At 69.1% G+C, this 14,992-nt stretch carries 8 protein-coding genes and 1 pseudogene; 1 reads left to right on the top strand and 8 read right to left on the bottom strand.

What is annotated here, in order from left to right:
• Positions 1-9 precede the first annotated feature (9 nt).
• Together ACIQV3_RS09290 and ACIQV3_RS09285 are read right to left on the bottom strand one after the other, a co-directional pair.
• Positions 10-2,475 carry a SpoIIE family protein phosphatase gene (locus ACIQV3_RS09290; RefSeq protein WP_403711319.1) on the bottom strand — a complete coding sequence of 822 codons (2,466 nt, stop codon included), beginning with the start codon at positions 2,473-2,475 and terminating at the stop codon, positions 10-12.
• Positions 2,476-2,550: 75 nt separating this feature from the next.
• The gene (locus tag ACIQV3_RS09285; RefSeq protein ID WP_403711659.1) at positions 2,551-3,033 is read right to left on the bottom strand and encodes a hypothetical protein; all 483 of its coding nucleotides are present in this window, start codon (positions 3,031-3,033) and stop codon (positions 2,551-2,553) included.
• A 24-nt stretch (positions 3,034-3,057) separates the two neighbouring features.
• Between ACIQV3_RS09285 and ACIQV3_RS09280 the strand changes: the two are divergent.
• Positions 3,058-3,869: pseudogene (locus tag ACIQV3_RS09280) on the top strand (extracellular solute-binding protein); the annotation flags it as partial.
• A 1,026-nt stretch (positions 3,870-4,895) separates the two neighbouring features.
• On the opposite strand, the gene mmsB reads toward ACIQV3_RS09280, so the two are convergent.
• The 6 genes from mmsB to araA form a co-directional block, all read right to left on the bottom strand.
• Positions 4,896-6,134: a multiple monosaccharide ABC transporter permease gene (mmsB, locus tag ACIQV3_RS09275; protein ID WP_403711317.1), complete on the bottom strand. Its 1,239-nt coding sequence runs from the start codon at positions 6,132-6,134 to the stop codon at positions 4,896-4,898.
• 3 nt (positions 6,135-6,137) lie between these two features.
• Positions 6,138-7,685 (bottom strand): multiple monosaccharide ABC transporter ATP-binding protein, encoded by a 1,548-nt coding sequence (gene mmsA, locus ACIQV3_RS09270; protein WP_403711315.1) that lies wholly within the window; start codon positions 7,683-7,685, stop codon positions 6,138-6,140.
• A gap of 87 nt (positions 7,686-7,772) precedes the next feature.
• On the bottom strand, positions 7,773-8,855 hold the full coding sequence (chvE, locus tag ACIQV3_RS09265; RefSeq protein WP_403711635.1) for a multiple monosaccharide ABC transporter substrate-binding protein: 1,083 nt from the start codon (positions 8,853-8,855) through the stop codon (positions 7,773-7,775).
• Between the two features lie 1,160 nt (positions 8,856-10,015).
• Entirely contained in the window at positions 10,016-11,176 is a 1,161-nt protein-coding gene (tal, locus tag ACIQV3_RS09260; protein ID WP_403711313.1) for a transaldolase, read from the bottom strand.
• A gap of 14 nt (positions 11,177-11,190) precedes the next feature.
• Entirely contained in the window at positions 11,191-13,290 is a 2,100-nt protein-coding gene (tkt, locus tag ACIQV3_RS09255; RefSeq protein WP_403711311.1) for a transketolase, read from the bottom strand.
• Between the two features lie 191 nt (positions 13,291-13,481).
• The gene (gene araA / locus ACIQV3_RS09250) at positions 13,482-14,987 is read right to left on the bottom strand and encodes an L-arabinose isomerase (protein WP_403711309.1); all 1,506 of its coding nucleotides are present in this window, start codon (positions 14,985-14,987) and stop codon (positions 13,482-13,484) included.
• Between the last annotated feature and the right edge of the window lie 5 nt (positions 14,988-14,992).

The raw sequence follows: 14,992 nt of genomic DNA, 5'->3' as shown, positions 1-14,992 counted from the left end.
CCCTCGGCCTCATGTCAGGTCGACATCCAGGTCAAGGTCACCGAAGTCGAGTTCCATGCCTTCGAGCAACTGCTCGGTCCAGATGGTCTTTCCCGTCCCGGTGTATCGGCTGCCCCAGCGGTGAGTCACCTGCGCCACCAGGAACAGCCCCCGCCCGCCCTCGTCGGTGAGCTGGGCACGCCGCAGATGCGGCTGGGTCTGGCTGGGGTCGGACACCTCGCAGATCAGCCGGTTGTCCTTGATCAGGCGCAGCCCCACTGGAGCCCCGGCGTAGCGGATGGCGTTGGTGACCAATTCGCTGACGATCAGCTCGGTGCTGAAGACCAGATGATCGAGATCCCACCGGGCCAGCTGCCGGGACACCGCCGCGCGGCTCTCCGAGACGATGCTGGGGTCCGCCGGGAACTCCCAGGACGCCACCGACTCCTCCGCGACCGCACGCAACCTGGCCAGCAGCAGCGTCGAGTCGTCCTCCGGCGGATCGGCCAGCAGCGGAGCGAGGATGCCCCGCCCCAGCTCGGTCAGAGGGCGGCCGTCCCGCGCCCCGGACTGCGCTGTCTCCCGCAGGTGCCCGAGCAGCGGGTCGGACTCGCTCCTCGTACGCTCGGCCAGCGCCCCCGCGGTGAACGCAAGCAGGTCGCCGGCGGCCAGCTCCAGCTCGACCGGTTCGAACGGTGCGCCGCCCGTGCCGAGCGCTGGTCCGGGGGCCAGTTTCACCACGTCGGTGCCGCCGTCCACCGGGGCCAGCACCGGGGCGGGGTGTCCGGCGCTCGCCATCAGGCACCGCCCGGCCACCGGATCGTAGACCGCGTAGAGACAGCTGGCCCCCCGTACGGCCCCGTCGACGTCGTCGGGTTTCTGGTCGTCCTCCAGCCGTACGACGAGGTCGTCCAGGTGGGTCAGCAGCTCCTCCGGCGCCGGGTCGAGGTCCGCGAGCGTACGCACCGCCGTGCGCAGCCGTCCCATGGCCGCCGCCGCGTTCAGCCCGTGACCGGTGACGCATCCGACGACGAAGGCCACCCGTGTCGAGGGCAGCGTGATGACGTCGAACCAGCTTCCTCCGGTCCGCTCCGCCGTGCTGCCCGGGACGTAGATCCCGGCGGTCTCCGCCGCGGTCACCTCCATCACCGGCCGGGGCAGCAGGCTGCGCTGAAGGGTCTCCGCCATCCGGCGTTCGCGCAGGTAGCGGCGGGCGTTGTCGATGGCCAGCGCCGCGCGGGAGCCGATGTCCTCGGCGAGCAGCGCGTCGTCCCGGGTGAAAGGAGCCCGCTCGGCCGTACGCCACAGTCCTACCGCCCCCAGGACGTGGCCCCGGGCGTGCAGCGGCAGCACCATGAAGGACGCGGCGCCGGGCGCCAGCACCAGCCGGGACCTCTCCGCGTCACCCGCCAGCCTGCTCCGCATGTCCCGGAGGTCTACGGCGAAGACGGCGGCGCCCCGACGTAGGTGCTCGCTCTCGATGTCCTGGATCCGGATGGTGGCGCCGAGCGGGTACAGCTCGCAGGGCCACTCGCCGTCGGCGGCCGCCACGGCGAGGCGGCGCAGCGGGGCGCCCGTCAGGAAGTCGCTCGGCTCGGTGCCGCCGAGCACCGACTCGGTGAGATCCACGGCAGCGAGGTCGGCGAACTCGGGAACCAGCAGCTCCGCCAGCAGCTGAGCGTTGTTCCCGATGTCGAGGGACCGGCCGAGCCGCGAGGACGCCCCCGCGACCAGTGCGGAACGCCATCGCGAGCGCTCCTCCTCGGTCACGTCGGTGTACGTCACGGCCACACCGCGCAGGGTCCCGTCGGCGGCCTGCATCCGCAGCGCCGTCACCTTCACCGTGCGTTCGCGGTCGGGCAGGTGCGCCAGCCGCGCGGACCGCACGTCGTCGATCAGCGGCACACCGGTATCGGCGACCCTGCGCAGCTGCGCCTCCAGCGGCCTGGCGTCCTCGGGCACCAGGAGCTCCGACAGCCGCGCGCCCTGCGGATCGAAGGCGCCGGCGCCGGGCGGAGGACCGGCGGCCAGGTCGAGGGGGAGCGGATTCATCCTGGTCAGACGCATGTCGCTGTCGTGAATGACGAGCCCGAGTCCGCTCTGGGTGAACATGGCGCGCAGCAGCGCATCGTCGTCCTCCAGCTCGTCGGCGACACCGGCGGGGAGAAGGCGCAGCAGGTACCCGGCGCCGGGCCCCCCGTCCAGGTCGAGCAGATCGATACGTACGGCGACGCTCTCCGCGCCGTCGGTGCTGTTCAGCTTGGTCCGGACACAACAGGAGGTGGCGGCCGAGGCCGTCGTGAGCGCCTGCCAGACGTGCGGGTCGGTGAGCAGGGCGCGGATGTCCGTGCCGCGCCGCCGGGTCGCGGGGATGCCCAGCAGCGTCTCGGCCTCGCCCGCGGAGGCTGTGATCAGGCCCCGCGCGTCGAGCATCAAGACGATGCCGTCCGCCGCGACGGCACAGGCGGCGCCGAGGATGTGACTCTCTGCGCTCACATGATCCTCGATTCGGGAGGGGCTCCGACCGCGGACTCCGTGTTCCCATTCAACGCCGACCCCGCCGCCCGCGCATCAAGGGCGGCGCCGCGTGCCCCTCAGCCTCACCAGCATCGCACTCGGCGCGCGGGGGAGCGAGACGCCGAGCACCGACCGACTGGGATCCCAGGTCGCGGTGGCTCCCGCCGGGACGTGCGGATGGAGGATGTCCACCCGTACGTCCCGGCCCGCCAGGTGCGTCACCGGCAGCTCGTGGTGGTCGGCTGCGCCGGCGTCCCGGCGCCAGACGGTCAGATAGGTGACCCCCGGCGCTCGCAAGCCGAGGGCGAGCCAGCGGGCGGTCCAGCCGGGCAGGCCCAGCGGCCAGAAGGCCGTGGCGTGGCGGAGGTCCGGTCTGACCTCCTTGTAGACGGCCACGGCGCCGCGCACCAGCGCCCGCTGCGCGTCGGTCATGCGGTCGAGGTGGCCGGAGAGGGGGATCCGGCCCAGCAGGGCGCCGGCCAGCGCGAAGGAGATCAGCCCCGCCGCCCGAAGGGCACGCGGCCCAGTCCCCGCCACCACACCACTGACCCCGACTTTCCGTCAGAGAGGCACGAGCCCATGCACAGATACGAGGAGCTGCTGGCCCTCGGACGCACGATCAAGGAGAAGGTGCCCGCAGCGGCTCCCTTCTACGAGGCCGGCGGGGACAAATGGCCGATGCAGTGGCAAGTCCAGGTTCAGCTCACCGACCTTGACGAGCAGTGGTGGGCGGACCTCAACCGCAACAAGGAGAGGTGGACCGACCCGGTCGTCGTCAAGGCCGTCGCCACCTACAAGGACAAGCTGCTCGACGCGGGGCTCGCGCAGAACAACTACCGGACCGGCACCTTCACCGGCTCGGCTGATGCCCTGTGGAAGGGCGAGGCGGGCATGGTCCTCAACGCCACCTCCTTCCAGTCCCAGCTCCAGGCCAAGCACTCGACCGCCGAGATCGACCGGAAGCTCGGCTGGTTCCCGGTTTCGAACTCCTCGGCCACCGCCCTGTACTCGCCGGACCAGACCAACGGTGTGGTCGCCTTCAGGCCAGGTGACGAGAAGCGGCAGAACGCCGCCCGGCAGTTCCTGGCCTTCTGGCTGGACACCGACTACGCGGCGTACATCAAGGCGATGAAGATCCCGTCGGTCCAGCCCGGCGTGCCCTCGCCGGAGGCCTCCCCGCCACCTCCAAGCGCCAGACCGCTGCCCTGCCCACCGCGAACGGCGTCTTCCAGGCCAAGGCGATCGTCGCCCCCGATCTGCACCTCGGCCTCGCCGACATGATCTACGGGAAGAAGACCCCGGAGCAGGTTGCCCAGGGGGCCCAGGACCAGTTCGCGCAGATCGCGAAGGCGCAGGGCGCGGCCGGTTTCTAGGCGAGATTCCCGACCCGAGGGGTACTTCCACCGTGGCCAGCACCATCACCCCCGCCCGAGTGTTCGCCCGCCGCACGTCCCGGCTGGTCTCAGCGGCGTACGCCCTGACCATCAGCGGGCTGCTGCTGCCGGTACCCGGCCCGGCATGATCGCCGTATATACCTCACACCCGTCACCACCTACGAGGCTACGCTCGCCCATATCAGCGGCCGTCCCGCCTTCGATTACACCAGGACGGGCGCCACCGGCACCGGCACGCTGACACTCCGTGGGGGCGACCGCGCGGTCTTCGACGTGTACGCGCCGCGCGACGGCTACTACACGGTGCGGCCGAGCGCCGGCCGGGCGGTCGACCTTTCGCTGCACGGGGCGTCGGTGACCGTCAGCCACAACACCTCCGCGCGGCTGTTCCTCATCCAGGGCAACAACCGGATCGCCGTGAACGCGGCTGGTGAGGTGGAGGCTCCGCTGCGCTCCCTGGACGTGTCGGGGACCGGAGACACGGACGGGGCCGCCGTCCACGAGGGAACGAGCGCCGCGCTGACCGGCGCGGCCAGGCTGGTGAACTCCCCGCACGCCAGCGAGGGCAGCTACGTCGGCTGGCTGGGCAACGGTGGCGGCAACACCGCGACCTTCACCGTCCGCGCCGCCGAGGCGGGCCGCCACCTGCTGACCCTGCACTACTCCAACAACGACCGGCGCGACAACGGCCACGCGTACAACACCGACATCATGTCCCGCACGGCCGACCTCACGGTCGGCGGCGGCTCGGCCCGGCGGGTCACCTTCAAGAACACCTGGAGCTGGGACGACTTCTGGACGATCGGTGTCCCGGTCGACCTGAAGCCGGGCGCCAACACCGTGACACTCACCAACCCGGAAGGGTACGCCCCCAACATCGACCGGCTCGACGCGGCGCCAGTGGTCTCCCGTCGACGCTGGACAGCAGATAGCTCGCGAGAACGGCGGCCGCCCCATCGAGGAAGGGGAGCGCCGCCGTTCTCGGAGCGAGGGGCAGGGCCAGGGTCAGGAACCGATCTTGCGCTTGTTGTAGACGTCGAAGCCGACCGCCGCGAGCAGCACCAGGCCCTTGATGACCTGCTGGAAGTCGGTGCCGATGCCGACCAGCGACATGCCGTTGTTCAGCACGCCGAGCACCAGACCGCCGATGATCGCGCCGAATACGGTGCCCACGCCCCCGGAGGCCGAGGCGCCCCCGATGAAGGCCGCCGCGATCGCCTCCAGTTCGAAGTTGATACCGGCCTGCGGTGTGCCCGCGTTGAGCCGGGCGGCGAAAACCAGACCGGCCAGTGCGGCCAGGACACCCATGTTGACGAAGGCCAGGAAGACGACCCGCTTGCTCTTGACGCCTGACAGCCGGGCCGCGCCGGCGTTCCCGCCGACCGCGTAGGTGTGCCGGCCGAGGATGGAGTTGCGCATGACGTAGCCGAAGGCGACCAGCAGGCCGCCGAGGATGAGCAGCACGATCGGGAAGCCGTGGTAGCTCGCCAGCAGCAGCGTGAAGACCGTCACGGCTGCCGCTATCGCGGTGAGCTTGACGACAAAGAGGCCCTTGGGCAGCAGCTCCAGCCCGAACTTCGCGGCCTGCCGGCGGCCCCGGAACTCCTGGAAGACGGCCACGGCGAGCACGGCGGCGCCCAGCAGCAGCGTCAGATTGTGGTAGTTCGTCTCAGGTCCGGCCTCGGGCAGGAAGCCGCTGCTGAGCTGCCGGAATCCCTTGGGGAACGGTGCCACCGACTGGCCCTGCAGCAGGATCTGGGTGCCACCGCGGAAGAGCAGCATGCCGGCCAGCGTCACGATGAACGAGGGGATGCCGACGTACGCGATCCAAAAGCCCTGCCACGCCCCCGCCGCCGCCCCGATGAGCAGCGCGACCGCGAGCGCCATGGGCCAGGAGATGCCGTGCTGCACCATCATCACCGCCCCGGCCGCACCCACGAAGGCGGCCAGCGAACCGACCGACAGGTCGATGTGCCCCGATATGATGACGATCATCATGCCGATCGCCAGGATGAGGATGTAGCCGTTCTGCTGGATCAGGTTGGTGACGTTGAGCGGCTTGAGCAGCGTCCCGTCGGTCCATACCTGGAACAGCACGATGATCAGTCCCAGCGCGACGAGCATGCCGTACTGCCGTATGTTGCTGCGCATCGCCGCGGCCAGCATCCGGCCCACGCCGCCGTTCTCGGGCCTCTTTTCAGGCGCGGTGCCCGTCTCGGCATGGGAGGTCTGTGTCTGGGCCATGCGTCACACCTGCTCGTTGTCGGTTGCCGCGCTCACGGTCATGAGGCGCATGAGGGATTCCTGGGTGGCGTCCGCGCGGTCCACCTCACCGGTGATCCGGCCGTCGGCCATCGTGTAGATGCGGTCGCACATGCCGAGCAGCTCCGGGAGCTCCGAAGAGATCACCAGGACTGCCTTGCCCTGGGCGGCCAGGTCGGCGATCACCGTGTAGATCTCGGCCTTAGCGCCGACATCGATGCCCCGTGTCGGTTCGTCGAGGATGAGGACCTCCGGCTCGGAGAAGATCCACTTGCTGAGGACGACCTTCTGCTGGTTGCCACCGCTGAGCTTGCCGGTCTCCACGAATACCGACGGCGTCTTGATGTTCATGGAGCGCCGGAACCGCTCCGCGACCCGCGTCTCCTCGTGCTCGCTGACCCAGCCGCGCCGGGAGACCTTGCCGAGAGCGCTCAGCGAGATGTTGCGGCTGATGTCCTCGCTCAGGTTCAGCCCGAGGTGCTTGCGGTCCTCGGTGACGTACGCGATGCCGTGACCGATGGCCTCCGACACCGTGCGCGTGCGGATCTCCCGGCCGTCGAGCAGCACCCGGCCGCCGGTGCACCGCCCGTAACTGCGGCCGAAGACGCTCATCGCGAGTTCGGTGCGGCCCGCGCCCATCAGGCCCGCCATGCCGACGATCTCGCCGCGCCGGACGTTGACCGAAACCCCGTCGACCACCTTGCGGTGCAGGTCGATCGGGTGGTGCACGGTCCAGTCCTCGACCGCGAGGGCGACCTCTCCTATGTCGGGCGTGCGCTCCGGGTAGCGGTGCTCCAGGTCGCGGCCGACCATGCCCCGGATGATGCGGTCCTCCGAGATGCCGTCGGCGCCGACCGCGAGGGTCTCGACGGTGCGGCCGTCGCGCAGGATCGTGACAGAGTCGGCGACCCGGGCGATCTCGTTCAGCTTGTGCGAAATGATGATGCAGGCAACGCCTTGGGCCTTGAGCTCAAGGATGAGGTCGAGCAGTTTGCGGCTGTCCTCGTCGTTCAGCGCGGCCGTCGGCTCGTCGAGGATCAGCAGCTTGACCTGCTTGGCCAGGGCCTTGGCGATCTCCACCAGTTGCTGCTTGCCCACCCCGATGTCGGCGATCCTAGTCTGCGGGTTCTCCGGCAGCCCGACGCGGGCGAGCAGCGCCTTGGCCTGACGGAGCGTCGTGTTCCAGCTGATGAAACCTGCCCGCGCGGGCTCGTTGCCGAGGAAGATGTTCTCCGCGATGGACAGATAGGGGATCAGGGCGAGCTCCTGATGGATGATGACGATGCCGTGCTGCTCGCTGGACCTGATGTCCTTGAACGCGACCGGCTGACCCTGGAAGAGGATCTCGCCCCCGTAGGTGCCGTGCGGATGGACGCCGCTGAGGACCTTCATCAGGGTGGACTTGCCGGCGCCGTTCTCGCCGCAGACCGCGTGGACCTCGCCGGAGGCCACGGTCAGGTTGACGTCGGACAGGGCCTTGACGCCGGGAAAGGACTTGCTGATCGAACGCATCTCAAGGACAGGTCCGGCCATGTTGGTGCATCCGTTCGGTCGGGGATGGTACGGCCGTCTGGCCGGCCTGGCCGTTCGGCCGTACCACCAACACTGCGAGGGCTTGCGCTACTTGAGCTGACCTGCCGTGTACTGCCCGGAGTCGACCAGCACCTTCTCGTAGTTGTCCTTGTCCACGCTGACCGGGTCGAGCAGGTAGGACGGGACGACCTTGGCGCCGTTGTCGTACTGCTTGGTGTCGTTCACCTCGGGCTTGCCGCCGGTCAGGACGGCGTCGGCCATCTGGACGGTCACCCTGGCCAGTTCCCGGGTGTCCTTGTAGACCGTCTGCGTCTGTTCGCCCGCGAGGATGGACTTGACCGAGGCCAGCTCGGCGTCCTGGCCGGTCACGATGGGCAGCGGCTTGCCGGCGTCGCCGTACCCCACTCCCTTGAGGGAGGACAGGATGCCGATCGAGATGCCGTCGTACGGAGAGAGCACCGCGTCGACCCGGTTCGACGTGTAGGCCTTGCTGAGCAGGTTGTCCATCCGGGACTGAGCGACACCGCCGTCCCAGCGCAGTGTGGCGACCTGGCTGAAACCGGTCTGCTTGCTGCGGACGACCAGCTTGTTGTCGTCGATGTACGGCTTCAGGACGCTCATCGCGCCCTGGAAGAAGAAGGTGGCGTTGTTGTCGTCCGGCGAGCCCGCGAAGAGCTCGATGCTGAACGGACCCTTGCCGTTCTTGAGGCCGAGCTTGTCGGCTATGTACGTGCCCTGGAGGACGCCGACCTTGAAGTTGTCGAAGGTTGCGTAGTAGTCGACGTTCTCCGTGCCACGGATCAGACGGTCGTAGGAGATCACCTTGATGCCGGCGTCGGTGGCCTTCTGCAGTACGTCGGTGAGCGAGGAGCCGTCGATCGCGCCGACCACCAGCAGCTTGGCGCCCTTGGTGATCATGTTCTCGATCTGGGCGACCTGGTTCTCGACGACGTTGTCTCCGTACTGGAGATCGGTCCTGTACCCCTTGGCGCGGAACTGCTTCTCCATGTTGTTGCCGTCGTTGATCCAGCGCTCGGACGACTTGGTGGGCATGGCGATGCCGATCAGGCCCCCCTTTGCGTCCTTGCCGTCCGCGTCCCCGCCGACGCCGTTGGAGCTCTGGCCGCAGGCGGCCAGAGCCATCGTGAGAGCGGCCGCGGTGAGACCCATAGGAACTCTGCGCACGTTTCCTCCAGTGGTGTGGCCATGACCGGCGCGACCCTGGTAACGCCTCTGGCCTGATGTTCCAAGATTGTTAACGCTAACAGTATTTGGGGTCAAGGCTCTTGAGGTCACCGTTGCGTATCGCGCCCGCGTCGTTGCGGTGCGGGTACACCGGGTCGTTTCGCGATACGGCACCGTGCGCCGGGTCGATCCCATGGATGAGGGCATCGAGATCATTTCGCCCTGAAATCACAGCTCCCAGGCCTGTGGGTGCCGCTCACGGGGCATCGGCGTCGCGCGACTGTCCGCCGGTCCGTACGCGAGGCCGTCGAAGTCCTGGCTGCTCTCGCGCCGACCCTGGCCGAAGCGATGGAGAATACTCAGCAGAGGAGTTCTTGCCCCCTGTGCGGTCACCCTGCTGCTTGCCGGCCGGGTTCATGGTCTACTTCACGGCTCGCCCTGGACCTGTTCCGGCAGGACTCCTTCACCGTCCTGGGAGGCTGCAACAGCTTCCGCGAGGCAGGCCAATGGGCGGTCACCGTGAGGTGCAGTTCGCACCGGCGCAGTGTGCGCCCTTCGCGATCGCGCTGGGCGTGCTGGGCATCGAGCTCTCGCCCGCACACGATCTGGTGACCGGCCCCGTGCTCAGCACGACGCCGGCGCTGGCCGCGCTGACGATGGGCCCCATCGGCACGCTGTCCGTGCGCACCGCGCTACTCAGGATGACCCTGGCTACCGACACCACGATGATCCCCAGGAAGTTGCCGATGATCAGCGGGGTCTGGGTTCTCCACGACCGGTTAGCCGCGGCAGCCCTCGCCGCGGGTGTGAACGCGAAGGCCGTACAGACGCGCTACGGCGTCCGCCTGATCGGGGGACGTCCGGGGGGAAGGGCTGCCCGCCATACGCGCGGTCGCGGTGGCATTGGGCGCGTGCCGGGAGGTCGTCCATTACGAGGAGGAACTGCAGGAGGTCATGAACCATCGCGGGGCCGCGCTGCGGCGGGAGGCCGAAGCGCCGGGCACGTACTCGCAGGACCACCGCACTCATCGCCCAGGTGCCGGACGAACAGGTGGTGCACCTGGTAAACCGCGGCCATCCGCCTCCGCTGCTTCTCGTTCTGCTTCTGGGCAAGGCGCCGTCACGACGGCGAATCCGCCACCGCATCACGGTGTGCCAGAGCCGGCCCGGGTGAGACGCGCGATGCGTTCGAGCTCAAGAAAAGTGGAGTCCAGCAGGTCGTTCCAGGACACCGCGAACTTCTCGACGCCCTCTTCCTCGAGCAGCTGCACCACATCGTCGTACGAAATGCCCAGCTTCGCGACCGCGGCGAGCTCGGCGCGCGCCTGCTCGTACGTGCCGCGGATGGTGTCGCCCGAGACCTCGCCGTGGTCGGCGGTGGCTTCGAGGGTGCCCTCGGGCATGGTGTTCACGGTGCCGGGGGCGACCAGGTCCACCACGTACAGGGTGTCCTTGTACGCCGGGTCCTTGACGCCGGTCGAGGCCCAGAGCGGACGCTGCTTGTTGGCGTGCGCCTTGTCCAGGGCGGCCCAGCGCTCGGTGGTCTGTGCGGACTTGTCGGCAGAGCCGAACACCTCTTCGTAGGCCTCGTAGGCCAGACGGGCGTTCGCGAGCGCCGCCTTGCCCTTGAGGGCCTTGGCCTCGTCGGTGCCGACGGCGTCCAGGCGCTTGTCGATCTCGGAGTCCACGCGGGACACGAAGAAGGAGGCGACCGAGTGGATCTTGGAGAGGTCCAGGCCCGCGGCCTTCGCCTTCTCCAGGCCCGCCAGGTACGCGTCCATGACCTCGCGGTAGCGCTCCAGCGAGAAGATCAGCGTGACGTTGACGCTGATGCCCTTGCCGATGACCTCGGTGATCGCCGGCAGGCCGGCCTTGGTCGCCGGGATCTTGATGAGCGTGTTCGGGCGGTCCACCAGCCACGCGAGCTGCTTGGCCTCGGCGATGGTCGCCGCGGTGTTGTGGGCCAGGCGCGGGTCGACCTCGATCGAGACCCGGCCGTCCTGGCCCTCGGTCGCGTCGTACACCGGGCGCAGGATGTCGGCGGCGTCGCGGACGTCCGCCGTGGTGATCATGCGGATGGCCTCTTCGACGGTGACCTTGCGGGCGGCCAGGTCCGCGAGCTGCTGGTCGTAGCCGTGGCCCTCGGAGATGGCCTTCTGGAAGATCGACGGGTTGGTGGTGACGCCGACCACGTGGCTGTGGTCGATCAGCTCGGCCAGATTCCCGGACGCGATCCGGGAGCGGGACAGGTCGTCCAGCCAGATCGCGACGCCTTCGTCGGAGAGGCGCTTGAGAGCGTCTGTCATGAGAGTCGTATCTCCTACTTGTCGGACACCGGCGTCAGCGCGGCGGTTTCGATCGATTCCCGGGCCGCGACGGCGATCGTCTCGGGCGTGAACCCGAACGCTCGGAAGAGGACCTTGGCGTCCGCCGAGGCACCGAAGTGCTCCAGCGACACGATCCGTCCGGCGTCTCCCACGTATTTGTGCCAGGTCAGGCCGATGCCGGCCTCGACCGCGACCCGGGCCCGGACCGACGGCGGCAGAACGGATTCCCTGTACGCCTGGTCCTGCTCCTCGAACCACTCCACGCACGGCATCGAGACCACCCGGGTCGGGGTGCCGGCGGCCTGGAGCCGCTCACGGGCCTCGACGGCCAGGTGTACCTCGGAACCGGTCGCGATCAGAACGGCCTTGGGCTCGCCGCCTTCGGCCTCGAAGAGCACGTACCCGCCCTTGGCGGCGTCCTCGTTGCGCTCGTAGGTCGGCACGCCCTGGCGGGTCAGCGCCAGACCGTGCGGGGCGCCCTTGCCGAAGACCTTCGTGTGGCGGCGCAGGATCTCGCGCCAGGCGATGGCCGTCTCGTTCGCGTCGGCCGGGCGGACCACGTTCAGGCCCGGGATGGCGCGCAGCGCGGCGACGTGCTCCACCGGCTGGTGGGTCGGGCCGTCCTCGCCGAGGCCGATGGAGTCGTGCGTCCACACGTAGGTGACGGGCACGTGCATCAGCGCGGAGAGGCGCACGGCGTTGCGCATGTAGTCGGAGAACACCAGGAAGGTGCCGCCGTAGACGCGGGTGTGGCCGTGCAGGGCGATGCCGTTCATGGCCGCGGCCATGGCGTGCTCGCGGATGCCGAAGTGGATGGTGCGGCCGTACGGGTCGGCCTCCGGCAGCGGGTTGCCCACCGGCAGGAACGAGGAGTTCTTGTCGATGGTGGTGTTGTTGGAGCCGGCCAGGTCGGCCGAGCCGCCCCACAGCTCCGGGATGACCGCGCCGAGCGCCTCGAGGACCTTGCCCGAGGCGGCGCGGGTGGCGACGCCCTTGCCGGCCTCGAAGACGGGGAGCTCGTCCTCCCAGCCCGCGGGCAGCTCGTTGGCGTTGATCCGGTCGAACTCGGCGGCGCGCTCCGCGTTGGCGGTGCGCCAGGCGGAGAACTCCTTCTCCCACGCGGCGCGGGCCTCGCGGCCGCGGTCGCCCAGCGCGCGGGTGTGCGCGATGACCTCGTCGGAGACCTCGAAGGTCTGCTCCGGGTCGAAGCCGAGGACGCGCTTGGTGGCGGCGACCTCGTCGTTGCCGAGGGCCGAGCCGTGCGAGGCCTCGGTGCCCTGGGCGTGCGGGGCCGGCCAGGCGATGATCGAGCGGGCCGCGATGAAGGAGGGGCGCTCCGTCTCGGCCTTGGCGGCCTGCAGCGCGGCGAACAGCGCCTTCGGGTCGAGGTCGCCGTTCGCCTGCTGCGCGACGCGCTGGACGTGCCAGCCGTACGCCTCGTAGCGCTTCAGGGTGTCCTCGGAGACAGCCGTCTCCGTGTCGCCCTCGATGGAGATGTGGTTGTCGTCCCACAGCAGCACCAGGTTGCCGAGCTTCTGGTGGCCGGCCAGCGCGGAGGCCTCGTGGGAGATGCCCTCCTGGAGGCAGCCGTCGCCCGCGATCGCGTAGATCATGTGGTCGAACGGGGAGGCGCCCGCGGGGGCCTCGGGGTCGAACAGGCCGCGCTCGTAGCGGGCGGCCATGGCCATGCCCACCGCGTTGGCGAGGCCCTGGCCCAGCGGGCCGGTGGTGGTCTCGACGCCCGCGGTGTGGCCGTACTCCGGGTGGCCCGGGGTCTTCGAACCCCAGGTGCGGAAGGCCTTCAGGTCGTCCAGTTCCAGGCCGAACCCACCGAGGTACAGCTGGGTGTAGAGGGTCAGCGAGGAGTGACCCGCGGAGAGCACGAAACGGTCGCGGCCGACCCACTCCGGGTCCGCCGGGTCGTGCCGCATCACCTTCTGGAAGAGGGTGTACGCGGCGGGGGCCAGGCTCATCGCCGTACCGGGGTGGCCGTTACCGACCTTCTGGACCGCGTCGGCGGCCAGGATCCGGGCGGTGTCGACAGCACGCTGGTCCAGTTCGGTCCAGTCGGACGTGTTCGTCCCGGCTCTCACGCTATCCACATGATTCCTTCCGTAAGGCGCGCTCGGGGGCCGGGTGCCCGGGGTGTCCTGTCCCCTCGGCAGGCCATCGAACAATGGGTTTGATATGCCTGCTCAGGCAGGGCGGCAGCCCCTGTGGGACCGCCGCCCAGTCGTGTCCGCGCCGTCCATCCGGCACGAGCGCAGCACTGTGTGAATCCTGATCAGAACCCTCGAGCAAGCCGGTAGTACGCCTGGTTCCAGCGCAGGCGGTCATCGAAGTCTTCCGGGCTGGTGCGATCGCCGATCGTCACGAGTTCGGTGCCGGTCATGCGTGCGAAGTCGCGCAGAGCTCCCGTTCCGGCCGTCGTGAGGACCGTGTGATGAGGACCGCCGGCGATCAGCCAGCACTCCGCCGAGGCCGAAAGCGACGGTCGCGGCTGCCAGACCGCCCGTGCGACCGGGAGGTGGGGAAGCGGCTCGTCGGGCACCACGACGTCGATCTCGTTGGCCACCAGGCGGAAACGGTCGCCGAGGTCCGCCAGTCCGATGACCGTCGCCGGTCCCGCAGCGGCGTCGAAGACGAGCCGTACGGGATCCTCGCGGCCGCCGATGGACAGGGGATGGATCTCGCACGAGGGGCGGTCTGCGGCTATGGAGGGGCATACCTCCAGCATGTGCGCGCCGAGGACCTTCGCCTCACCGGGGCCGAAGTGGTAGGTGTAGTCCTCCATGAAGGACGACCGGGGGTCGATCGCCTTGACCGCGGCGAGCAGGGCGGCGGTCTTCCAGTCTCCTTCGCCGCCGAAACCGTATCCGTCCACCATGAGGCGCTGGACGGCCAGTCCGGGCAGCTGGCGCAGGCCGCCCAGGTCCTGGAAGTTGGTGGTGAAGGCCCCGAATCCTTGGGCGTCGAGGAACTGGCGCAAGCCGGCTTCGATGCGGGCGGCGTAGCGGAGGGATGCGTGGCGGTCGCCTGCGTGGGCCAGTTCGGGTGCCAGGTGATAGATGTCGGCGTACTCGACGACGAGCTGGTCCACGTCCTTGTCCGACACGGCATCGACGACTTCGACCAGGTCGTTGACGCCGTAGGTGTTGACGCTGACTCCGAAGCGCAGCTCGGCTTCGACCTTGTCGCCCTCGGTCACCGCGACCTCGCGCATGTTGTCACCGAAGCGGGCCAGCCGCAGGTGGCGCATGCGGTGATGGCCCATCGCCGCTCGGGCCCAGTCATCGATCCGCTGGACCACGGCGGGGTCGGACACGTGCCCCACGACTGTTTTGCGGGCGACGCCCATGCGGGTCTGTATGTACCCGAACTCCCTGTCCCCATGGGCTGCTTGATTGAGGTTCATGAAGTCCATGTCGATGGACGACCACGGGAGTTCCCGGTTGAGTTGGGTGTGCAGGTGCAGCAGGGGCTTGCGCAGCGCATCCAGACCCGTGATCCACATCTTGGCGGGGGAGAACGTGTGCATCCATGCGATCACCCCCACGCACGCGGGATCCGTATTGGCCGCTTCCAGGGTCTGACGGATGGCCGAGGTGTCCGTCAGTACCGGTTGGCGCACGATGTCCGCACTGATACGGCCTGAGTCGGCGAGCATCTGCTGGATCTTGTGGGACTGGTCCGCCACCTGCGCCAGTGTCTGAGGACCGTAGAGGTGTTGGCTGCCCGTCAGGAACCAGATCTGCGGCCTGGCGGTGGAAGTGGAAGCCGTGGAAGTCATGGATG

It is taken from the genome of Streptomyces sp. NPDC099050 (assembly GCF_044759865.1).
Taxonomy (GTDB): Bacteria; Actinomycetota; Actinomycetes; order Streptomycetales; family Streptomycetaceae; genus Streptomyces.
This window is presented reverse-complemented; position numbering and strand designations above follow the sequence as displayed.